22 protein-coding genes are annotated in these 21348 nt (G+C 68.3%); 13 read left to right on the top strand and 9 right to left on the bottom strand.

The genetic code is table 11. The annotated features are described in order from the left end of the window. Positions 1-2: 2 nt before the first annotated feature. Both L1081_RS13270 and L1081_RS13265 read right to left on the bottom strand, forming a co-directional pair. Positions 3-1388 (bottom strand): ATP-binding protein, encoded by a 1386-nt coding sequence (locus L1081_RS13270; RefSeq protein WP_489412630.1) that lies wholly within the window; start codon positions 1386-1388, stop codon positions 3-5. Beyond that, a complete protein-coding gene (locus L1081_RS13265) occupies positions 1385-2041 on the bottom strand; it encodes a response regulator (RefSeq protein WP_489412629.1) in 657 nt (218 codons plus the stop codon). The genes L1081_RS13270 and L1081_RS13265 overlap by 4 nt, the downstream gene beginning before the upstream one ends. A gap of 116 nt (positions 2042-2157) precedes the next feature. On the opposite strand from L1081_RS13265, the gene L1081_RS13260 reads away from it, so the two are divergent. Then, positions 2158-4152, top strand: a complete 1995-nt coding sequence (locus L1081_RS13260; RefSeq protein WP_489412628.1) for a prolyl oligopeptidase family serine peptidase — start codon at positions 2158-2160, stop codon at positions 4150-4152. 21 nt (positions 4153-4173) lie between these two features. On the opposite strand, the gene argF is transcribed toward L1081_RS13260, so the two are convergent. Further along, positions 4174-5109, bottom strand: coding sequence for an ornithine carbamoyltransferase (argF, locus tag L1081_RS13255; RefSeq protein ID WP_055799605.1), 936 nt, complete (start codon positions 5107-5109; stop codon positions 4174-4176). Then, positions 5106-6314, bottom strand: coding sequence for an acetylornithine/succinylornithine family transaminase (locus L1081_RS13250; RefSeq protein ID WP_489412627.1), 1209 nt, complete (start codon positions 6312-6314; stop codon positions 5106-5108). Before L1081_RS13250 ends, argF begins: the two co-directional genes overlap by 4 nt. 159 nt (positions 6315-6473) lie before the next feature. On the opposite strand from L1081_RS13250, the gene L1081_RS13245 reads away from it, so the two are divergent. Then, positions 6474-6794, top strand: a complete 321-nt coding sequence (locus L1081_RS13245) for a DUF3579 domain-containing protein (protein ID WP_319430704.1) — start codon at positions 6474-6476, stop codon at positions 6792-6794. A gap of 139 nt (positions 6795-6933) precedes the next feature. On the opposite strand, the gene rpsT is transcribed toward L1081_RS13245, so the two are convergent. After that, positions 6934-7248, bottom strand: coding sequence for a 30S ribosomal protein S20 (gene rpsT / locus L1081_RS13240; protein ID WP_007831346.1), 315 nt, complete (start codon positions 7246-7248; stop codon positions 6934-6936). A 105-nt stretch (positions 7249-7353) separates the two neighbouring features. Between rpsT and murJ the strand changes: the two genes are divergently transcribed. The 6 genes from murJ (at position 7354) to L1081_RS13210 (ending at position 12604) form a co-directional block, all read left to right on the top strand. Further along, entirely contained in the window at positions 7354-8907 is a 1554-nt protein-coding gene (gene murJ / locus L1081_RS13235) for a murein biosynthesis integral membrane protein MurJ (RefSeq protein WP_489412626.1), read from the top strand. Between the two features lie 100 nt (positions 8908-9007). Next, a complete protein-coding gene (locus L1081_RS13230; protein ID WP_124957143.1) occupies positions 9008-9859 on the top strand; it encodes a SirB1 family protein in 852 nt (283 codons plus the stop codon). Continuing rightward, positions 9859-10287 (top strand): bleomycin resistance protein, encoded by a 429-nt coding sequence (locus L1081_RS13225; RefSeq protein WP_438998520.1) that lies wholly within the window; start codon positions 9859-9861, stop codon positions 10285-10287. Before L1081_RS13230 ends, L1081_RS13225 begins: the two co-directional genes overlap by 1 nt. A 129-nt stretch (positions 10288-10416) precedes the next feature. Then, complete coding sequence (locus tag L1081_RS13220; protein ID WP_489412625.1) at positions 10417-10839, top strand: YciI family protein; 423 nt, start codon at positions 10417-10419, stop codon at positions 10837-10839. Between the two features lie 28 nt (positions 10840-10867). Next, positions 10868-11287 (top strand): YciI family protein, encoded by a 420-nt coding sequence (locus L1081_RS13215; protein ID WP_307654747.1) that lies wholly within the window; start codon positions 10868-10870, stop codon positions 11285-11287. A 3-nt stretch (positions 11288-11290) separates the two neighbouring features. Then, on the top strand, positions 11291-12604 hold the full coding sequence (locus L1081_RS13210; RefSeq protein ID WP_489412624.1) for a DUF6596 domain-containing protein: 1314 nt from the start codon (positions 11291-11293) through the stop codon (positions 12602-12604). A 24-nt stretch (positions 12605-12628) separates the two neighbouring features. On the opposite strand, the gene L1081_RS13205 is transcribed toward L1081_RS13210, so the two are convergent. The 4 genes from L1081_RS13205 to purM form a co-directional block, all read right to left on the bottom strand. Further along, a complete protein-coding gene (locus L1081_RS13205; protein ID WP_489412623.1) occupies positions 12629-13618 on the bottom strand; it encodes a helix-turn-helix domain-containing protein in 990 nt (329 codons plus the stop codon). Beyond that, on the bottom strand, positions 13588-14193 hold the full coding sequence (locus L1081_RS13200) for an isochorismatase family protein (RefSeq protein ID WP_489412622.1): 606 nt from the start codon (positions 14191-14193) through the stop codon (positions 13588-13590). Before L1081_RS13200 ends, L1081_RS13205 begins: the two co-directional genes overlap by 31 nt. A 121-nt stretch (positions 14194-14314) precedes the next feature. After that, entirely contained in the window at positions 14315-15379 is a 1065-nt protein-coding gene (locus tag L1081_RS13195; RefSeq protein ID WP_489412621.1) for an AI-2E family transporter, read from the bottom strand. 42 nt (positions 15380-15421) lie between these two features. Continuing rightward, the gene (gene purM / locus L1081_RS13190) at positions 15422-16462 is read right to left on the bottom strand and encodes a phosphoribosylformylglycinamidine cyclo-ligase (protein WP_489412620.1); all 1041 of its coding nucleotides are present in this window, start codon (positions 16460-16462) and stop codon (positions 15422-15424) included. Between the two features lie 119 nt (positions 16463-16581). Here purM and hda point away from each other — a divergent pair, with 119 nt between their 5' ends. From hda to L1081_RS13165, 5 genes are all read left to right on the top strand, one after another. Further along, positions 16582-17268 carry a DnaA regulatory inactivator Hda gene (gene hda, locus L1081_RS13185; RefSeq protein WP_489412619.1) on the top strand — a complete coding sequence of 229 codons (687 nt, stop codon included), beginning with the start codon at positions 16582-16584 and terminating at the stop codon, positions 17266-17268. Positions 17269-17287: 19 nt separating this feature from the next. Then, positions 17288-18928 (top strand): polynucleotide adenylyltransferase PcnB, encoded by a 1641-nt coding sequence (gene pcnB / locus L1081_RS13180; protein ID WP_489412618.1) that lies wholly within the window; start codon positions 17288-17290, stop codon positions 18926-18928. Further along, positions 18925-19560 (top strand): 2-amino-4-hydroxy-6-hydroxymethyldihydropteridine diphosphokinase, encoded by a 636-nt coding sequence (gene folK / locus L1081_RS13175; RefSeq protein ID WP_489412617.1) that lies wholly within the window; start codon positions 18925-18927, stop codon positions 19558-19560. The genes pcnB and folK overlap by 4 nt, the downstream gene beginning before the upstream one ends. A 115-nt stretch (positions 19561-19675) precedes the next feature. Then, positions 19676-20320: a DUF47 domain-containing protein gene (locus L1081_RS13170; protein ID WP_012746613.1), complete on the top strand. Its 645-nt coding sequence runs from the start codon at positions 19676-19678 to the stop codon at positions 20318-20320. A gap of 13 nt (positions 20321-20333) precedes the next feature. Continuing rightward, complete coding sequence (locus L1081_RS13165) at positions 20334-21344, top strand: inorganic phosphate transporter (protein WP_319430716.1); 1011 nt, start codon at positions 20334-20336, stop codon at positions 21342-21344. Positions 21345-21348: the final 4 nt, after the last annotated feature.

Genomic DNA, 21348 nt, shown 5'->3' with positions numbered 1-21348 from the left:
TGTCAGGCCGCGCTCCAGGGCAGGCGGACCCGAAAGCCGATGCCTCGGCCTTGCAGACCCTCCACGATGTCGACGCCGCCGCCCAGGCGCAGCGCCGCCTGGCGCACGATGGACAGGCCCAGACCGGCGCCGCTGGCGCGCGCCTCGCCGCCGCGATGAAAGCGCTCGAACGCATGCGCACGCTGCGCCGCGGGAATGCCGGGGCCATCGTCGCGGACTTCCACGAGCAGGTGGCCGTCGTCGGTGCGCAAGCTCACGGCGATGCTGCTGCCCGGCACGCCGTGCCGCAGCGCGTTGTCCACCAGGTTGCGCACGATCGATTCCATGGCCGGCAGGTCGATGCGGCCGTGCAGGGTGTCGGGCGCATCCAGCGAAAGTTCGCGGCCTTCGCGCAGTGCTGCCTGGGCCGCGTGGCCGAGCAGGGTGCGCATCCAGTGCGCCAGGTCGATGCGGGAGGTTTGCAAGGTGCCGGCGCGGTCCAGCGCGGCCAGGTCGAGCAGTTGCTGTGCGAGATGCGAAGTGCGTGCGATGGCCAGGTTCAGCTCCGCCTCGGCCTGGGCGCGCTGCCCCGCATCGGTGGCCTGCGCCAGCACATGGGCCTGTGCGTTGATCACGGCCAGCGGCGTGCGGATCTCGTGGGCCGCGTCCTGCACGAAGGCGCGTTCGCGTTCCATCGTGCCGCGCAGGCGCAGCAGCAGCGTGTCGAGCGCTTGTATCAGAGGCCTGAGTTCGCGGTAGCGCGCCGGCACGCCGATGGCACTCAGATCGTCGTTCGGCCGCTCTTCGATGCGCCGCGCCAGTTGCTCAAGCGGATGCAGGCTGGCACGCACCGTGAGCCAGACAGCCAGCAGGACAAAGGGAAACGCCACCAGCAGGTAGGGCAGGATGAAGCGGGCGTTATAGCGCAGGAACGCGCTTCCGGTGCGGCGCGGGTTGAGAATCTGCAGGCGCCAGTGCTCGCTCGTTCGGTCGTAGCGCCAGTAGCGGTCCGCCCAGGCGACGTCGGACGCGTCAGACCGGGCGGCGGTGGCCGCCCCCGGCCATCCGCTGGAGGCAAAGACACGGGTACCGTGGCTGTCGCTCAATTCGTAGAGCACGATCCCGTGCAGGCGCTTGTCCTGGGTACGACGGATGGCGGTCCAGCGCTCGGTGGCTGCCATCACCACGCGGGCTTGCAGCGGGTCCGGCGTTTCGTCGAGCGCGGCCAGCAGGGCATCGCCGAACTGCTGCAGTCCAGGTGCCTCGGCAAGGTACTTGCGATTCTCGGCGTAGAGATAGCCCAGCAGGGCACACCAGATCAGCAAGAAGACCAGCAGCGTCGACCAGGTGCCGCGTCGCACCAGCGAGGGCTCGGTCGCCTGTCGCCACAGGGTCTGCCACGCGCTCATGCTTCGAGCAGATAGCCAACCCCGCGCACAGTGCGCACGCGTTCGGTGCCGATCTTCTTGCGCAGGTTGGAAACGTGCACTTCGATGGCGGCAAAGTCGACCGGATCGCCCAGCGGGTCCAGCCGCTGCGCCAGGCTGCTTTTCGCGACCACCGCGCCGGGCTCGCGCGCGAGTTCCAGCAGGATCTGGAATTCGCGCTGCGACAGGGCCACGGCTTGCCCTGCCAACTGCACCCGGTGGCGGCGCGGCTCGATCACGAGCTCGCCCAGGGTCCAGCTGTCGCTGGCCTGGCGCGCGCTGCGCCGCAGCACCGCGCGGATGCGCGAGATCAGCTCGGCGGTGGCAAAGGGCTTGACGACAAAATCGTCCGCGCCACCGTCCAGGCCGGCCAGCCGGTCGTCCAGTGCCGAGCGTGCGGTGATGACGATCACCGGCGTCTGGCCGCCGGCATGGCGCCATCGCCGCAACAGGTCGAAGCCGCTCCCGTCGGGCAGCGACAGGTCGAGCAGCACGCAGTCGAACCGGGCGTCGTCCAGGCGCGGCGGTGCGTCCGCCGCGCGCCGCCGCCATTCGCTGCTGAGCCCTTCGACCTTGAGCGCGGCCTGCAGCGCGGGGCCCAGGTCCAGATCGTCTTCGATGAGCAGGAGGTGCATGGCAGGATTCTGCGGGGACGCAGCCAAAGGGCAGCCAAAGCGCCGTGCGAGGTCTGCTCTTTGGCTGTTCTTAAGCTGGGTTTTCGCAGAATGACAACGCACAAGGAGGAGACCCGATGCACATCACCCCCCGCGCCTGGCTGCCATTGCTGGCGGCAGGCACCCTCTGGCTGGCCGGCTGCGGCACGCCGCCGCGCCATCCCGCGCTGCAGGAAGCGCAGCAGAAGGCGCAACTGCCGCCGCTGATCCCCGTGCGCGACTTCGTCGCCAACACGGAGGGCAGCGGCAACTACCGCATCTCGCCCGACGGCCGGCGCCTGGCCTGGCTCGGCACGAGCGGACTCTGGCCGGCGGTCTGGGTCAAGACGCTGGGGCGCGACGATGCACGCGCTTTGCGGGTGCGGGCAGGGGGCCTGGCCTGGTCGGGCGACGGCCGCCGCCTGCTGCTGAGCATGGATCCGGATGGCAGCGAGAACACCCGCTGGCTCGCGGTGACGGTCGACCAGGCGGAAGGTTTCGGCACGCCGGTGTCGCTGTTCCCCGAGGCGGACACGCGCGCCTCGCTGCAGCGCACGATCCGCGGCACCGCGCGGGTGGTGCTGCAGGCCAACCTGCGCGACAAGAAGGTCTTCGAGCCTTTCCTGGTCGACCTCGAATCCGGCCAGCGCACGCGCATGGCTGCCAATCCGGGCACTGTCACCAATTGGCTGGTGGACCGCACCGGCACTCTGCGCGGCCGCGTGCAGGGCGACGCCGCCGGAGCGTGGCTGCAACTGCCGGCCACGCCGGGCCTGGACGAGGGATGGCACACCACCGTGCGCTGGAGCCGCGAGGAGTCCCTGTACGTCGTCGAGATCGATCCGCAGGGCAGCATGGCCTGGGCGCTGTCGGCGCGCGGACGCGACAAGTCGGCGCTGGTCCGGCTCGATCTTGCGACGGGCCAGGAGACCGTGGTGGAGTCCAACCCCGAGGTCGACATCTCGCGGGTCCTCATCAGCCGCAGCAGCGGACGGCCGCTGATGGTTCATGCCGAGCCGGGCTACCCCGTCCAGAAGTACCTGGATGCCGCCTTGCAGGCACGCCTTGAACCTTTGGGCGAAGGCCGTCCGGCCGCCATCCACGTCAACAGCCTGGACGATGCCGAACAGGCAATGACAGTGAGCGTCGGCACCGATCGCGGCACCCGCTTCTACCTGGTGGAGGGCTCGGGTGCGGCGCCCGAACTGCTGGGACAGACCAGCTTGAACCTTCTCGCCGACGCGTTGGGCGAAAAGCGCCCCGTGCGCTTCCAGGCGCGCGACGGCTTGACGATCCACGGCTACCTGACGCTGCCGCCCGGAGTGCCGGCGCGGGGCCTGCCCATGGTCCTGCTGGTGCATGGCGGCCCGTGGGCGCGCGACGGCTGGTCGGTCGGCGGCAGCAGCCGCGGGCTGCAGCAGTTCCTGGCCAATCGCGGCTATGCGGTGCTGCAGCTCAATTACCGCGGTTCCACCGGCTACGGGCGTGCCTTCATGGAGAAAGCCGTGGGCGAGTTCGCCGGCCGCATGCATGACGACCTGATCGATGGCGTGCGCTGGGCAGTGCAGCAGGGTGTGGCCGATCCGGCGCGGGTGGCGGTCTGGGGCGCCAGCTATGGTGGCTACGCGGCGCTGCTTGGGGCCACGTTAACCCCGGAGGTGTTCGCCTGCGCGGTCGACGTGGTTGGTGTGTCGGACCTGGCGCGCCTGCTTGAAACCGCGCCGCCTTATTGGGCGCTCGGCCTTCCCTGGTGGAAGCGCTACGTGGGCGATCCGGCCGATCCGGTGCAGCGCAAGGCCATGGATGCCAGGTCACCCGTGTACATGGCCGCCAACGCGCGTGCCCCCATCCTGGTCATGCACGGCGTCAACGACGTGAGGGTCAAGCTGGAGCAGTCGCAGCGCATGGTGCAGGCGCTGCGCGAGCATGGAAAGACCGTGCGCTTCGTCACCTTTGGCGGTGACGGACACGGCAACTACAAGTGGAACAACAACCTGAAGATGTACCGCGAGACCGAGGACTTCCTGGCCGGCTGCCTCGGCGGCCGCAGCGCCGGCTTCGACTACTACGAACTGGGCGCCTGGGCCTTCTGACCGAGCCCAGGGCGTTGCCGCCTACAGCCGACCCAGCAGCAGAAACTCCATCAGCGCCTTCTGCGCATGGAGCCGGTTCTCGGCCTCGTCCCACACCACCGACTGCGGGCCGTCGATGACCTCGGCCTGCACTTCCTCGCCGCGGTGCGCGGGCAGGCAGTGCATGAAGAGGGCATCGGGCTGGGCGATGCGCATCATGTCCTCGTCGACGCACCAGTCGGCAAAGGCCTTGCGGCGGGCCTCGTTCTCGGACTCGTAGCCCATGCTGGTCCAGACGTCGGTGGTCACCAGGTCCGCGCCGCGGCAGGCTTCCATCGGGTCCTTGAAGACCTGGTAGCTGTCGGCCGAACGCAGGCCCGCCACCGACTGGTCGACCTCGTAGCCGCTGGGCGTGCTCACGTGCACCTTGAAGCCGAGGATCTCGCTGGCCTGCAGCCAGGTGTTGGCCATGTTGTTGCCGTCGCCGACCCAGGCCACCGTCTTGCCCTGGATGGAGCCGCGATGCTCGATGTAGGTGAAGATGTCCGCGAGTATCTGGCAGGGGTGGAATTCGTTGGTCAGGCCGTTGATGACAGGCACGCGCGAATGCGCGGCGAAGGTGTCGATTTTGGTCTGCTCGTAGGTGCGGATCATCACGAGGTCGACCATGCGGCTGATGACCTTGGCGCTGTCCTCGATGGGCTCGGCGCGGCCGAGCTGGCTGTCGCCGGTGGTCAGGTGCACCACGCTGCCGCCGAGCTGGTACATGCCCGCCTCGAAGCTCACGCGGGTGCGCGTGCTGGCCTTCTCGAAGATCATGGCCAGCGTGCGGTCGGTCAGGGGCTGGTGCTTCTCGTAGGTCTTGAACTTCTTCTTGATGATCGCCATGCGATCGAAAAGATAGGCGTATTCATCGGCCGTGAAGTCCGAGAACTGCAGGTAGTGGCGGATGGCGTTGGGCGTGGTGGCGGTCGTCATTGCGCTGCAGGCTCCGACAGGAATGTTTTGACGATGGGCGCGAGGATCGCGACGATCTCGTCGGCCTCGGCAATGCTCAGGATGAGCGGCGGCACGAGGCGGATCACCTTGTCGGCCGTCACGCTCAGCAGCAGGCCGGCGTCGCAGGCGCGGTTCAGGATGACGCCGCAGGGCCGGTCGAGCTCGATGCCCAGCATCAGGCCCTGGCCGCGGATCTCCTTCACGCCGGCCAGGCCACCGATCTCGCGTTCGAGCGCGGCCTTCAGGTGCTCGCCCACGGTGGCGGCGTTCTCGAGCAGCTTGTGCTCTTCCATGATGCGGATGGTCTCGATGCCGGCACGCATCGCGAGCGGATTGCCGCCGAAGGTGGTGCCATGGTTGCCGGGGCCGAAGATGTTGGCGGCCTTGGGGCCGGCCACCACGGCGCCGATCGGCACGCCCGAGCCCAGGCCCTTGGCCAGCGGCATCACGTCGGGCTTGATACCGGCCCACTGGTGCGCAAACCACTTGCCGGTGCGGCCCATGCCGCATTGCACTTCGTCGATCATCATGAGCCAGTCGCGCTGGTCGCACAGGGCGCGCACCTGCTTCAGGTATTCCCAGCGCATCGGGTTGATGCCGCCTTCACCCTGGATGGTTTCGAAGAACACGGCCACCACGTTGGGGTTGCCTTCCGTGGCCTTCTTCAGCGCCTCGATGTCGTTCAGCGGCACTCGGATGAAGCCCTCGACCAGCGGGCCGAAGCCGGCCTGCACCTTCGGGTTGCCGGTGGCCGACAGGGTGGCGATGCTGCGGCCGTGGAACGCGGCCTCGTACACCACGATCTCGGGCCGCTCGATGCCCTTGTCGTGGCCGAACTTGCGCGCGAGCTTCAGGGCGGCCTCGTTGGCCTCCAGTCCGGTGCAGCAGAAGAAGGCGTTGGTCAGGCCCGAGAGCTCGGTCAGCTTGGCGGCCAGCTGTTCCTGGCCAGGCACGTGGTAGTAGTTGGAGCTGTGGATCAGCTTGCTGATCTGGTCCTGCAGCGCGGGCACCAGCTCGGGGTGGTTGTGGCCCAGCGTGTTCACCGCAATGCCGCCGAGGCCGTCGAGGTAGGCCTTGCCCGTGGTGTCCCAGACTCGGCAGCCCTGGCCGTGCGACAGCGCGACGGCCAAGCGACCGTAGGTGTTCATGACGTGGGGCGAGGTGGGCTGGGCAGTAGCGCTCATTCGGTTCTCCAGATAGGGAACCGCGGATTCTAGGCGTGCGCTTTGACGGCTTCGTTGAGGATTCCGCATTACAGCAATGCCCCCTGGCCGAAGGGCAAAAGCGCCCGGATAGAATCGCTTGTTGCACTGCAGCACCTGCTGCGGGCGCCTCATTCAACGATGATTTCCCCCACTGCCAAAGAAATCTTCATCCAGGGCATCACCCACGATGGCCGGACTTTCCGCCCCAGCGACTGGGCCGAGCGGCTGGCCGGCGTGATGTGCTCCTTCCGCCCCGGCGGCGCCTATCCGGGCAGCCACCTGAGCTATTCGCCCTGGTGCATTCCGACCACCATCAACGGGGTCAAGTGCGTGGTGGTGAACCGCGCACTGCGCGACGCCGAACCCATGGCCTGGGACTTCTGCGTGAACTTCGCGCGCGACAACGACCTGCAGGTGGCCGAGGCCTGCCTGGTGCCCGACGTGCCACCCAAGGCCTGAGCGAGCGGGTTTCCTCCGGCAGGAAGGAAGCGATCGGACATGAAAAAACCGCCCGAAGGCGGTTTTTTACACTTTGCTGCAGCGCACCCCGATCAAACGGCGGACCGGAGAATTCCGGTCCGGGCTTGCCTGACAGGTGTCAGGCGGCGGCCTTTTCAGGCGCGAGGGCGAGGGCCTTGACCTTCGCCGACAGACGGCTCTTGTCGCGAGCTGCCTTGTTCTTGTGGAAGATGCCCTTGTCGGCGACGGTGTCGACGATGCTCTGGGCCTTCGCGAAGAGTTCGCTTGCCTTGGTCTTGTCGCCGGCCAGGACGGCCTTTTCGACATTCTTCACGGCGGTGCGGTATTTGGAGCGCAGCGAGGTGTTCGCAGCGTTGAGCTTGGTGTCCTGGCGGACGCGCTTACGGCCGGAGGCGAGGCGCGGGTTCTTTTTCTTGGGCTTGGCGGATGCCATGATTTAGTTCCTTAGGTGTCTGAGGATGATGCAGCAAAGCCCTCCATTATAGGCCGGGTTGCCTTTTTCGCCGAATCGGGGCTTGGCGGGCCCTACACTCGCCCCGTGTCCCTGTTCAAATCCGCTTCCACCGTATCCCTGCTGACGCTCGCTTCGCGGATCACGGGCCTCGTGCGCGACGTGCTTTTTGCCTCGGTGTTCGGCGTCAGCGCGCTGACCGATGCGTTCAACGTCGCCTTTCGCATTCCCAACCTGTTCCGGCGGGTTTTCGGCGAAGGCGCCTTCAGCCAGGCCTTCGTGCCGGTGCTTGCGGCGCGCAAGACCGAAGCCGGCCAGGAGGGCGCCAAGGCGCTGATCGACCACGTCGCCACGCTGCTGACCTGGGCGCTGGTGGTGGTCTGCGTGGCCGGCGTGGTCGGAGCGCCCCTCTTGGTGTGGGCCATGGCCAGCGGGCTGGCGGGCTTCGACGCGGCCGTGGTCATGACGCGCTGGATGTTTCCCTACATCGGCTTCATGTCGCTCGTGGCGCTGGCGGGCGGCGTCCTGAACACCTGGCGCAAGTTCGCGGTGCCGGCGGCCTCGCCGGTGCTGCTCAACATCGCGCTGATCCTGGCGATCGTCGTCGGGGCGCCGCTGTTCCGCCGCTACGGCATCGAGCCAATCTATGCCCAGTGCGTGGGCGTGCTGGTCGGCGGCGTGCTGCAGCTGGCCATCCAGATTCCGGCGCTGCGCGCGCTGGGCCTCATGCCGCGCGTCGGCGCGAGTTTCAAGGCGCTGGGCGACGCCTGGCGCGACCCCACCACGCGCCAGGTGCTGAAGCTGATGCTGCCCGCCCTGCTGGGCGTGAGCGTGGCGCAGATCTCGCTGCTCATCAATACGCAGATCGCCTCGCACCTTGCGGTCGGCAGCGTGACCTGGGTGAGCAATGCCGACCGCCTGATGGAGTTTCCGACCGCGATGCTCGGCGTGGCGCTGGGCGTGGTGCTGATGCCGCAGTTGGCCGGCGCCCGCGCGGCCAAGGACGACGCGCGCTATTCGTCGCTGCTCGACTGGGGCCTGCGGCTGGTGGTGCTGCTGTCGGCGCCGTGCGCCGTCGCGCTGCTGCTCTTTGCCCAGCCGCTGGTGGCCGTGCTGTTCCACAATGGCGCCTACCAGGGCGAGGACGTGCGGCGCACCACCGTGGCGCTGATGGGCTACGGCGTCGGGCTGATCGGCCTGGTGGCCATCAAGGTGCTCGCGCCCGGCTACTACGCCAGGCAGGACACCCGCACGCCGATGCTGATTGCCGTGGGCGTGCTGGTGCTGACCCAGGTCCTCAATTTCTTCCTGGTGCCGGTGCTGCAGCATGCGGCGCTCACGCTGACCATCGCCATCGGCGCGCTGGTCAATGCGATCTGGCTGCTGGTCGGCCTGATCCGCCGCGGCAGCTACAAGCCCGAACCCGGCTGGGGCAAGTTCGCGCTGCAGGTGCTGGCGGGAATGCTGGTGCTGGCGGCCCTGCTGGCATGGGGTTCGCGCTACTTCGACTGGATCGGGCTGCGCGAGCAGCGCTTCCTGCGCATCGGCTTGCTGGCCGCGCTGATCGCCGGCGCCGCGCTGCTGTATTTCGCGGTGCTCACCGCCGTAGGCGTGCGGCTTCGCAGTTTCATGCGCCGCTGAGAGGCCTCGCGTTGCGGCTTTCCGCAACGCAGCCGATTTCGAATTGCGCAAGCTGAAAACACCGCCTTGACGCTCCCCGAATGCTCCTCTACAAAGACACATGACGTTCAGCTTTCAGGTTCCCACGGCCCTGGCGTATTTCGAATCGCTGGTGCAGAGCGACGAACATTTTCCGCTGCTGGAGGCTGCCGCCAGCCTCGCGCAGGACGAATACCCCGACCTCGACGTGCAGCAGGTGCTGGGCGATGTCGACCAGCTGCTCGCGCGCCTGAAGCGCCGGCTGCCGGCCGATGCCGCGCCGCTCGCCCGGCTGCGGGCGCTCAACCAGTTCTTCTTCAACGACCTGAACTTCGGCGGCAACGTCAACGACTACTACGACCCCGACAACAGCTACCTGAACGCCGTGCTGCGCACGCGCCGCGGCATTCCCATTTCGCTGGCGGTGCTGTGGATGGAACTCGCGCAGGGGCTGGGCCTGCAGGCGCGGGGCATCGGCTTTCCGGGCCATTTCATGCTCAAGGTCACGCTGCCGAAGGGGCAGGTGGTGATCGACCCCTTCACCGGCAAGTCGCTCTCGCGCGAAGAGCTCGGCGAGCGGCTCGAGCCCTACAAGCGCAGTAACGGGCTGGTCGGCGATTTCGACGTGCCGCTGGGCCTGTACCTGCAGCCTGCCAGTTCGCGCGAGATCATCGGGCGCATGCTGCGCAACCTGAAGGAAGTGCACCGCGCGCAAGAAGACTGGCAGCGCGCCATTGCCGTGCAGGACCGCCTCATTGCGCTGCTGCCCAATGCCTGGGGCGAGTATCGCGATCGCGGCATCGCGCATGCCGAGCAGGGCAACACCGCAGCCGCCGTGCGCGACCTGGAAACCTACCTCGAGCATGCGGAAGACGCGCTCGACGTCGACGTCATTGCAGAGCGCGTCGCGGCGCTGCGGCGCGAATCCGACTGATGGCCGCCAGCACCGGCGTGGCCGACGCCCCCGATCTCGGCACCTTGCATGAATTCCACGGCGTGCAGCCCGTGCTACCGGTGTCCGACGCCGCGCGCGCCGCGCGCTGGTTCCGCGACGTGCTGGGCTTCGAGATCGACTTCATCGCCGGCGAGCCGCCGAGCTATGCGCGAGTCAAGAAGGGCGACCGCAGCTACGGCGACCCGGTCTACCTGCGGCTGTGGCAGTGCAATACCCGCGGGGCGCCGCCCTGGCGCGGCGAGATCGTGATCCACGTGGGCAAGGACATCGACGGGCTGCATGCCGCCTATGCGAAGCGCGGCGTCACAGTGATCGAGCCGCCCATCTCGCAGCCCTGGGGGCTGCGCGAATTTGCCATCCGCGAGCCCGACGGGCATGTGCTGCGCTTCTGCGGCTATCTGCCCTGAAGTTCTGATACATAAAATTACAAATAGATCGAGACGGGCGTGTCGATCGGGCTTGCGCTCGTGCGACGTGTGAACAGGAGCGCGCGGTTTCAGTGCCTCCCGATTTCATCAACCTTCAGGAGAAACGACATGCGATTCATGGTTCTGGTCAAGGCCAACAAGGATTCCGAAGCCGGCGTGATGCCGAGCACCGAAGTGCTCACCGCCATGGGCAAGTTCAACGAGGAACTGGTCAAGGCCGGCGTGCTGCTGGCGGGAGAGGGGCTGCATCCGTCTTCCAGGGGCGCGCGCGTGCGCTGCGAAGGGCAGAAGCGCACCGTGATCGACGGTCCCTTTGCCGAAACGAAGGAACTGCTCGCGGGCTTCTGGCTGCTGCAGGTCAAGTCGAAGGAGGAAGCCATCGAGTGGATCAAGCGCAGCCCGTTCCAGGAGGGCGAGATCGAGATCCGCCAGGTGTTCGAAGCCTCCGATTTCGGCGACTCGATGACGCCCGAGCTGCTGGCGCAGGAAGAGCGCCTGCGCGCCGAGGCCCTGGCCAAGGCCGGCAGCTGACAAGCCCCTTGAAGAGAAGGAGACCACCATGCGATTCATGCTGCTGATGATTCCCCACGGCTACGAGACCGCCGCGCCCGGCACCATTCCCGACGACGTCGATGCGGTGGCGGCCATGATGGCCTACAACGAGTCGATGCAGAAGGCCGGCGTGCTGATCAGCTGCGACGGCCTGCATCCGCCCTCGATGGGTGCGCGCGTGAGCTTTCCGGGCCGCAAGCCCAAGGTGGTCGACGGCCCCTTCGCCGAAGCCAAGGAAGTGCTCGGCGGTTACTGGATCATCGACGTGCCCTCGCGCGCCGACGCCATCGAATGGGCCACGCGCTGCCCCGGCAGCGAGAACGAGGTCATCGAGGTCCGCCAGATCCAGGAAATTGCCGACTACCCGCCCGACGTGCAGGCGCTGACCACCGAATTCGCGTCGATGCAGGCGGTCAAGAAGACCTAAGCCATGGGTGCTTCCGAGGGCCGCGGTGACGGCGGCGGCGAGGCCGCCGTCCACCGCAGCATCGAGGCGGTATGGCGCATCGAATCCGCCAGGATCATTGCGACCGTCGCGCGCATGGTGCGCGACGTGGGCCTGGCCGAGGAACTGGCGCACGACGCGCTGGTGTCGGCCCTCGAGCAATGGCCCGCCAAAGGCGTGCCCGACAACCCCGCCGCCTGGCTCACGGCCGTGGCCAAGCGCCGCGCGCTCGACCGGCTGCGCCACCGGCAGCTGGCCGAGCACAAGGCGCCCGAGATCGGCCGCGAACTCGATGCGCAGCATGAGATCGCCCAGGCAGATTTCGCCGAAGCGGTCGATGCGGCCATCGACGACGACATCGGCGACGACCTGCTGCGGCTGGTGTTCACTGCCTGCCACCCGGTGCTCTCGACCGAGGCGCGCGTGGCGCTCACGCTGCGCCTGATGGGCGGCCTCGGCACTGACGAAATCGCCCGGGCCTTTCTCGTGCCCGAAGCCACCGTGGCGCAGCGCATCGTGCGTGCCAAGCGCACGCTGCTCGAAGCGCGCGTGCCCTTCGAAGTGCCGCGCCGGCATGAACTCGAGGCTCGCCTCGCCTCGGTGCTCGAGGTGCTCTACCTGATCTTCAACGAAGGCTACTCGGCCACCGCCGGCGACGACTGGATGCGTCCCGCGCTGTGCGAGGAAGCCATGCGCCTGGGCCGCATCGTGGCCGAGCTCATGCCCGATGCATCGGAAGTGCACGGCCTGGTGGCGCTGATGGAAATCCAGGCCTCGCGCACGGCCGCGCGCGTGGGCGCCTCGGGCGAGCCGGTGCTGCTGCTCGAGCAGAACCGCGCGCGCTGGGACCACATGCTGATCCGCCGCGGCCTGGCGGCGCTGGCGCGTGCCGAGGCGCTCGGCGGCACCTTCGGCCCCTATGCGCTGCAGGCGGCCATTGCCGCTTGCCACGGCCGTGCGCGCACGGCAGAAGACACCGACTGGCCGCGCATCGCCGCGCTATACGACGCGCTGGCCGAGCTGTCGCCGTCGCCCATCGTCGAATTGAACCGCGCGGTGGCGCTCTCGATGGCATTCGGGCCGGCCGCGGGACTCGAAGTGGTGGACACGCTCGTCGGCGAGCCGGCCTTGCAGGACTATCACCTGCTGCCGGCGGTGCGTGGCGACCTGCTCTTGAAGCTCGGCCGCCGCGACGAGGCGCGGAGGGAATTCGACCGCGCCGCCTCGCTCACGCGCAACACGCGCGAGCGGACCCTGTTGCTGGCGCGCGCACGGGCCTGCGCGGCTGTGCAGGGCTGAACTCCTCGCGGGAGCCAGCAGCCGCTACGCCTTCGACGCCGAAGCCGAGGGCGAGCCAGGCAATCCGAACTGATGCCAGGCGCGCCGCAGTTGCGTGTCCGAGCCGAAGCCCGAGATTTCCGCCGCCCGCGTCACGCTCGCGCCCGAAGCCAGTGCAAGCTGCGCGGCCGCCAGCCGCAGCCGCCGCAGGTAGGCCAGCGGCGCCACGCCCGCATGCTCGACGAACAGCCGCGTCAGGTGCCGCGCCGAGGTGTGGGCCACTTCGGCCATCCGCGGCACGTTCCAGTCGGCCTGCGGCTGCTCGCTGACGGCGTCCTGCACGCGGTGCAGTGCGGCGTGCAGGTGGTTGCGGTAGGCCAGGAAGGGCGACAACTCCGGATCGTGCGGACCGCGCCGCTGCGCCACCACCATCGTCTGCGCCACCTGGGCGGCCAGCGCTTCGCCGCACACGTCGGCGATGCGGTGCAGCACCAGGTCGATGCCCGTGGTGACGCCGGCGCTGCTGTACACCGGCGGATCGATCACGAACACACGGTTGGCGACCACCTCGCAGCGCGGCTCCACCGATCGCAGTTCGTCGAGGTGGTGGTGGTGCGTGGTGGCGCGCCGGCCGGAGAGCGCGCCGGCATGGGCGGCCAGCAACGCGCCGGCGCAGACCGTGACCAGTTCGAGCCGGCCGCGTTCGAAGCGCTGGCCGCGCAGCCAATGCAGCAGCTCCTGCGTCTCGGCGTTGTCGATCGGGATGGCGTCTCCGGGCAGCCCGACCAGCACGACCCAGGCCGGGCCATGCCATTGCGTCGGCAAGGGCGCGAGGTTGGCGAGCGCAACGCCGACCGATCCGATCGACGTGGGCCGCGGGCTGGCGAATTCGATCTCGAAGCGCTCGGGCTGGCCCGCCGCACGCAGCCGCTGGTTCGCGATGCGCAGCGCCTCGGCCGGGCCGGCCCAGTCGAGCACCAGGCTGCCCGGCAGCAGCACGAACACTACGCGGATGGGCTGCTGCTGGAGGTCCATGCGTCGTCCATCTGGCGTGTGCCGGCGCGCTGCAGCGCCTGCGCCACGCTGCAGACGGTGGCGAACCGGCCGTCCAGCACGGCCGCCGTGCGCGCCTTGATGTCGGCCGCCGCAAGCGGCTGGCCGTTGGGCTGCAGCATGTCGAAGGTCAGCGTGGCGTCGGTCACGTAGTCGACCTCCCAGCCCAGGTCCGAGGCGTGGCGCGCGGTGGTTTCGCAGCATTGCTCGGTGCGGATGCCGCTCACGATCAGCCGGCCGATGCCCTGCTGCGTGAGCCAGATGTCGAGCCCGCTGTTGACCAGCGCGCTGTGGCGGTGCTTGGTGAAGGTGGCTGCGGCCTCGAAAGGCGCCAGGCCTTCGATCGGCCGCACGAGGCCCGACTCGACCGCGAAGGGATGGCTTGCGGTGGCGGGACCGTCGACGTGGAAGACGCGCACGATCGGAAGGCCGGCGGCCAGGCAGCCCTCGATCAGCGCGTTCTGGGCGGCGAAATAGGGCTGCGCGACGTGTTCGGACCAGTACGCGCGCTGGCGGAACGATTCCTGCGCATCGATCACAATCAGACAGGATTTCATGGCGTGGGCTCGAAAGGGCGGAGTGGATGATGCGGCCTATTCTTCTGCGCCGCCAGGGCGCGGTCCGCGCCGAAGCGGACCAGAACCGATCAAATCAGGACACAGGGCCTGTCAACGGGTCCTAGACCAGGCCCGCGGCCTGCAGCTCTTTCTTGAGGTACGCGTAGAAAAGCGGCGCCGCCACCAGTCCGGCCGGGCCGAACACCGCCTCGGCCACGAACATCACCGCCAGCAGCTCCCACACCCGCATCTGCGTGCGGCTGCCGACGACCTTGGCGTTGATCACGTATTCGGCCTTGTGGATGATGATCAGGAACGCCAGGCAGGCCAGCGCCGTCACGGGCGACACCGACAGCGCCACCAGCGTGATCACCGAGTTGCAGACCAGGTTGCCGACGATGGGCACCAGGCCCGCCACGAAGGTCAGCGTGATCAGGGCCGGCGTGTAGGGCAGGTGAGGGCCCCAGAGCGGCATCAGGAACAGCAGGAAGATGGCAGTCAGCAGCGTGTTGAAGGCGGCGATCCAGAACTGCGCGGCCACGATCTGGCCGAAGGCTTCGCCGAAGATGGCGATGCGCCGGTGCAGCTGCGCCGCGAGCGGCCGGCGCTGCAGCGGCGAGGGTGCGATGGCCGCCAGTCCGCCCACGATGAGCCCCACGTAGGCAAACAGCAGGCCGCCGAGCCATGCCCGTCCGGCCAAGGCCAGCGAACCGGCCTGCGCGCGCAGGTAGTTGGCCACCACGCGCTGCACTTCGGCCGCGCCTTCGGGCAGGTAGACCGCGATTTCGGGCGGGAGCTTGAGCCGCAGTTCGAGCACCGTGCGCGCCGTGTAGTCGAGCAGCTCGCGGTACTGGTCGGGCGCGTCGAGGATGTACTCGCGCGCCTGCGACAGGCCCAGGGAGATCAGCGCGATGGGTGCCAGCAGCACCAGCGTGACCGCCAGCACCCGGGCCAGGACGTCGGCTCGCATTGGCGGCAGCGCGAGCCGTGCCAGGCCGGCGCCGATCAGGCGCGCGAACCGGCGCGTGGCCAGGAAGCCGATGCACACGCACAGGAGGCCGGGCAGCAGGTGCTGCCACATCACCAGCAGCAGCGCGGCCGGCATCAGCAGGTAGCTGGCCAGCACCACGTTGCGCGAGGCGGCCTGGGGCTTGGTTTCGAAGGTGGCGAGGGAGGGTTTGGCCATCAGGGTCCGGGTGCTGCGCTTGCGAGCCTCGGAGCGAGGAGATCAGCCAACCACGACGGCGGCGCCCGCGCCGCGCTCGGCGATGGTGCCGATCTCGAACACCGATTCGCCCCCTGTGCGCAGCGTGGCGGCGCAGGCTGCGGCTTCGGCCGCGTCGATCACCACCACCATGCCGATGCCGTTGTTGAAGGTGCGGTTCATCTCGATGTCGTCGATGCCGGCCACTTTCTGCAGCCAGGCGAAGAGCTCGGTCTGCGGCCAGCTGCCCTTCTTGAGGTGGGCGGCCGTGCCTTCGGGCAGCACGCGCGGAATATTCTCGAGCAGGCCGCCGCCCGTGATGTGGGCCAGCGCCTTGATCGGGTGCTTGGCCAGCGCCTCGAGCACCGGCTTCACGTAGAGGTGGGTGGGTTCCATCACGGCTTCGCGGAACGGCTTGCCGTCGAGCGTGGCGGGCAGATCGGCCCCTGCGCGTTCGATCACCTTGCGCACCAGGCTGAAGCCGTTGGAATGCACGCCGGCCGAGGCCAGGCCCAGCACCACGTCGCCGGGCTTCACGTTCTGGCCCGTGAGGATCTTCGCCTTTTCGACCGCGCCGACCGCGAAGCCCGCCAGGTCGTACTCGCCGGCGGGGTACATGCCGGGCATTTCGGCGGTTTCGCCGCCGATCAGCGCGCAGCCGGAAATCTCGCAGCCGCGGGCGATGCCGCCGATCACGGCCGCGGCCGTGTCCACGTCGAGCTTGCCGCAGGCGAAATAGTCGAGAAAGAAGAGCGGTTCGGCGCCCTGCACCAGCACGTCGTTGACGCTCATGGCCACCAGGTCGATGCCGACCGTGTCGTGCATGTTCCATTCGAAAGCCAGCTTGAGCTTCGTGCCCACGCCGTCGGTGCCGCTCACCAGCACCGGCTCCTTGTAGCGCTTGGGCACCTCGAACAGCGCGCCGAAGCCGCCGATGCCGGCCAGCACTCCTTCGCGCAGGGTCTTCTTGGCGAGCGGCTTGATGCGGTCGACCAGTGCGTCGCCGGCATCGATATCGACACCTGCATCCTTGTAGCTGAGCGGGGTGGGCGTAGGGGAAGTCATGGTCGGACGGTGTCGAGAAGGGCGGGAAGGTGGAGGCGCCGGCGACCGAAGCGGCCGGGCCGATAGAATTCCTCACGATTTTAAGGGCCCTCCGGGCCCCCTCCATGAACCTTCCCGGGATGAAACAGCTCGCGCTCGATATCGGCATTGCGACGGGCCCCAGCTTCGACGCTTTTTTTGCCGGCCCGAACGAGGCGGCGCTGCGGCACCTGCAACTGTGGGTGGGCGGTGCCGGCAGCGCCGTGCCCCACTCTCCCGTACCCACCTACCTGTGGGGCGAAAGCGGCAGCGGCAAGACCCATCTGCTCGAATCGGTGCGTGTCGCACTGCGCGAGCAGGGCGCGAGCGTGGGCTGGCTGCATGCCGGCCTGCTGGAGCCGCCCGAGTTCGACGAGCGCTGGGGCGCCGTGCTGCTCGACGACGTGCACCTCTACACCGCCGTGCAGCAGCACGCGGCCTTCAACTGGTTCGTCAACGCGCAGACGCTGCAGCGCGGCGTGGTGGCCGCGGGCGCGCTGCCGCCGGCCGACCTGCCGCTGCGCGAGGACCTTCGCACCCGGCTGGGCTGGGGCCATGTGTTCCACCTGCAGGTGCTGAGCGAAAGCGAACGCCGCGCGGTGCTGCGCCAGGCCGCCGACACGCGCGGCGTCATGCTGTCGGACGAGGTGCTCGACTACATGCTTCACCGCTTCAGCCGCGACCTGGGCAGCCTGATGGAACTGCTCACGCAGCTCGACGGCTATGCCCTGCAGACGCAGCGCGCGATCACGATCCCGCTGATCCGATCCATGCTCGAAAACGAATAGAGAAGAGCTTCAACCAACAATGATCAAGAAATTCATCGACAAGCTGCTCGGCAAATCGGCCGGCGGCGCACAGGGCAAGAGCCGCTTCGGCAAGCGCCAGGAGGTGCCGGCAGAGGTTCACAAGATCGATCCAGCCCTGGTCGACGAACGTGCCAGGAACGTCGTCACCACGCTCCAGCAGGCCGGCTACGAGGCCTACGTGGTGGGCGGCGCGGTGCGCGACCTGCTGCTGGGGCTGCGTCCCAAGGACTTCGACGTGGCCACCAACGCCACGCCCGAGCAGGTCAAGTCGCTCTTCAGGCGCGCCTTCATCATCGGGCGGCGCTTTCGCATCGTGCACGTGGTGTACGGCCGCGGCCGCGAGCACGAGGTGATCGAGGTCTCGACCTTCCGCGCCTACATGGACAACGCCGCCGCCGAGCAGGTGGCCGGCAACGAGCGCACCAGCAAGGGCGAGCTCGCGAGCATGAAGCATGCGGTGGACGCCAGCGGCCGCGTGCTGCGCGACAACGTCTGGGGCCCGCAGGAGGAAGACGCGGCGCGCCGCGACTTCACCGTGAACGCCATGTACTACGACCCGGCCAACCAGGTCGTGGTCGACTATCACAACGGCATCCGCGACGCCCAGAAGCTCACGCTGCGCATGATCGGCGACCCGGCCACGCGCTACCGCGAAGACCCGGTGCGCATCATCCGGGCGATCCGCTTCTCGGCCAAGCTTGCGGCGCTCGGCTTCAAGATGGAAGCCAAGACGGCCGCGCCGCTGGTCGAATCGAGCAAGCTGCTGGCCGACGTGCCGCAGAGCCGCCTGTTCGACGAAATGCTCAAGCTGCTGCAGACCGGCCATGCCATTGCCACCGTCGAGCAACTGCGCAAGCTGGGCCTGGTCACGGGCATCTATCCGCTGCTCGACGTGGTGGTGGAGCGCGCCGACTCGCCGTTCGTGAAGGCGGCGCTGCAGGACACCGATCGCCGAGTCGGCGAAGGCAAGCCCGTGGCGCCGAGCTTTCTCCTGGCCTGCGTGTTGTGGGCCGACGTGCGCGACGGCTGGGCCCAGCGCGTCGAGGGCCGGCATGGCCAGCGCCCGCAGCCGCCGTTCCCGGCGCTGCAGGACGCGATCGACGACGTGTTCAACGCACGCATCGGCGACGTCTCGGGCCGCGGCAAGCTCGCTGCCGACATGCGCGAGATCTGGATGATGCAGCCGCGCTTCGACAAGCGCACCGGCTCCACCCCCTACAGCCTGGTCGACCAGGCGCGGTTCCGCGCCGCCTTCGACTTCATGCGGCTGCGCGCCGACGTGGGCGAGGTCAGCGAGGCCATTGCCGAGTGGTGGCAGGAATTCAGCACCGCCGACGACCTGCGCCAGCAAGACCTGCTGGAGCAGGTGCGCGACGAGCAGAAGACCCGCCAGCGCGTGCGAACGCGCGACCCGGTGGCGCCCAAGCCCTCCCGCGGCGAACCGGCGGCGCGCCAGCGCCAGCCCGATGCCGACGCGCGGCAGGACGACGAGGCCGAGGAAGTCGAAGTCGAGGCCGGCGCCGTGCCGCCCGATGGCGAGCCGGCCGCGCCGCGCAAGCGCCGCCGTCGCCGCAAGCCGCGCACCGGAGGTGGTGGTGATGGTGGCGGCGAGGGCGGCGGGAGCGCCGCAGCCGAATGAGCGCACCGAACCGGCCGAAGGACGGCAAGAGCGGCGGCGGCCAGGGCCGGCCACCATCGCGCGGCGGCCCTTCGCCGAAGCCGAAGAGCAGCGGACCGGCGCCCGCTCGGCGCGCGGGCAAGGCGGGGTCCGCGGGTGCACCCGCCCGCCGCACGCGCGAGGACTATCCGACCGTGCAGGCCTTCGTCGCCATCGGAGCGAACCTCGGCGACGCCCAGGCCGCCGTGACGGCGGCCATGGACGCCATCGGGACCATCGAGCGCACCGTGGTGACGGCGCGCTCGTCGCTCTACCGCAGCGCGCCGGTCGATGCGACCGGGCCCGATTTCATCAATGCCGTGGTGGCTGTGCGGACCGGGCTCACGGCCGAGGCCTTCCTGGCCGAACTGCATCTGCTCGAGGAGCAGGCCGGCCGCGAACGGCCTTTTCCCAATGCACCGCGCACGCTCGACCTCGACCTGCTGATGCACGGCAACGCGATCAAGGACACGCCCGCGCTGGCCTTGCCGCACCCGCGCATGCGCGACCGCGCCTTCGTGCTGAAGCCGCTCGCCGAGATCGCGCCCGACAAGGTGCCGCGCGCGGCGCTTGCCCGCGTTTCCTCGCAGGTCATCGAGCGGATTCGCGACTGAGCAGGCGGGGCGGTGAACCCCGTCGGCCGGGCGGCTTTGCTCGGCCCATTACACTTGCGCGGTTTTTCATGACGTTGTCACACATCTGTGGCAGCCGCGAACCCAGGAGAGCGCCATGTTCGGCAAGCTGCTGCCCCGCGAGGGGAATTTTTTCGAGATGTTCAACCAGCACGCCGAGCGCATCGTCGAAGCGGCGCGGGCGTTCGAGCAACTCGTGGCCAACTACAGCGACGTGCACCTGCGCGAGCAGTACAACCGCGACGTCGACAATGCCGAGCGTGCGGCCGACCGCGTCACGCACGACGTCAACCGGCTGATCCACAAGACCTTCATCACGCCGATCGACCGCGAGCAGATCCACAAGCTCATCAACACGATGGACGACGTGGCCGACCTGATCCAGGACTCGGCCGAGACCATGGCGCTGTACGACGTGCGCCACATGACCGACGAGATCGTGCGCCTCACCGCCCTGAGCGTGAAGTGCTGCGACCGCCTCAAGGACGCCGTCAAGTTCCTCGGCAAGATCGCCGACCCGGCGGTGGCCGAGGCCACGCTCAAGACCTGCGAGGAAATCGATCGCCTCGAGTCGGATGCCGACCGCGTGATGCGCAGCGCCATGAGCAAGCTGTTCCGCGAGGAGCCCGATGTGCGCGAGGTGATCAAGCTCAAGGCAATCTACGAATTGCTCGAGACGATCACCGACAAGTGCGAGGACGTGGCCAACGTCATCGAGGGCATCGTCCTCGAGAATTCCTGAACGGTAACCATCGATGGCAACGGTTCAGGTCGCCCTCTGGGTGGTGATGATTCTGGTCGCGCTGGCGATCCTGTTCGACTTCATGAATGGCTTCCACGACGCGGCGAACTCGATCGCGACCGTGGTGTCGACCGGCGTGCTCAAGCCGGGCCATGCCGTTCTGTTCGCGGCCTTCTTCAACCTGATCGCGATTTTCATCTTCCACCTGAGCGTGGCGGCAACGGTCGGAAAGGGCATTGCCCAGCCCGGCGTGGTCGATGTGCACGTGGTCTTCGGTGCGCTCGTGGGTGCCATCAGCTGGAACCTCGTGACCTGGTACTACGGCATCCCGAGCAGCTCGTCACACGCACTGATCGGCGGCATCGTCGGTGCCGTGATCGCGAAGACCGGTACCGGCGGCCTGGTGGCTTCGGGCATCTGGAAGACCGTGGCCTTCATCTTCGTTTCGCCGTTTCTCGGCTTTCTGCTGGGCTCGATGATGATGGTGCTGGTGGCCTGGGGCTTCCGGCGCGCCACGCCTTCGCGCGTGGACCGCTGGTTCCGGCGGCTGCAACTGGTGTCTGCCGGGGCCTACAGCCTGGGCCACGGCGGCAACGACGCGCAGAAGACCATCGGCATCATCTGGATGCTGCTGATCGCCACCGGCTACGCCTCGGCCGGCGATGCGGCGCCGCCGACCTGGGTCATCGTGAGCTGCTATGCCGCCATCGCGCTGGGCACCATGTTCGGCGGATGGCGCATCGTGAAGACCATGGGCCAGAAGATCACCAAGCTCAAGCCCGTGGGCGGCTTCTGTGCGGAGACGGGTGGGGCGATCACGCTGTTCCTGGCCACCGCGCTGGGCATTCCGGTGTCGACCACCCACACCATCACCGGCGCCATCGTCGGCGTGGGGTCGGCGCAGCGCGCCAGCGCCGTGCGCTGGGGCGTGGCGGGCAACATCGTCTGGGCCTGGATCTTCACGATCCCGGCGTCGGCCTTCGTTGCGGCGATTGCCTACTGGTTCAGCTGGCAGATTTTCTGAGGCT

The sequence above is a fragment of the Variovorax sp. MSC1_012 genome, assembly GCF_023667525.1.
Classification (GTDB): Bacteria; Pseudomonadota; Gammaproteobacteria; order Burkholderiales; family Burkholderiaceae_C; genus Variovorax; species Variovorax beijingensis_B.
The sequence above is the reverse complement of the archived record's forward strand: the minus strand, read 5'-3'. Positions and strand labels throughout refer to the sequence as shown.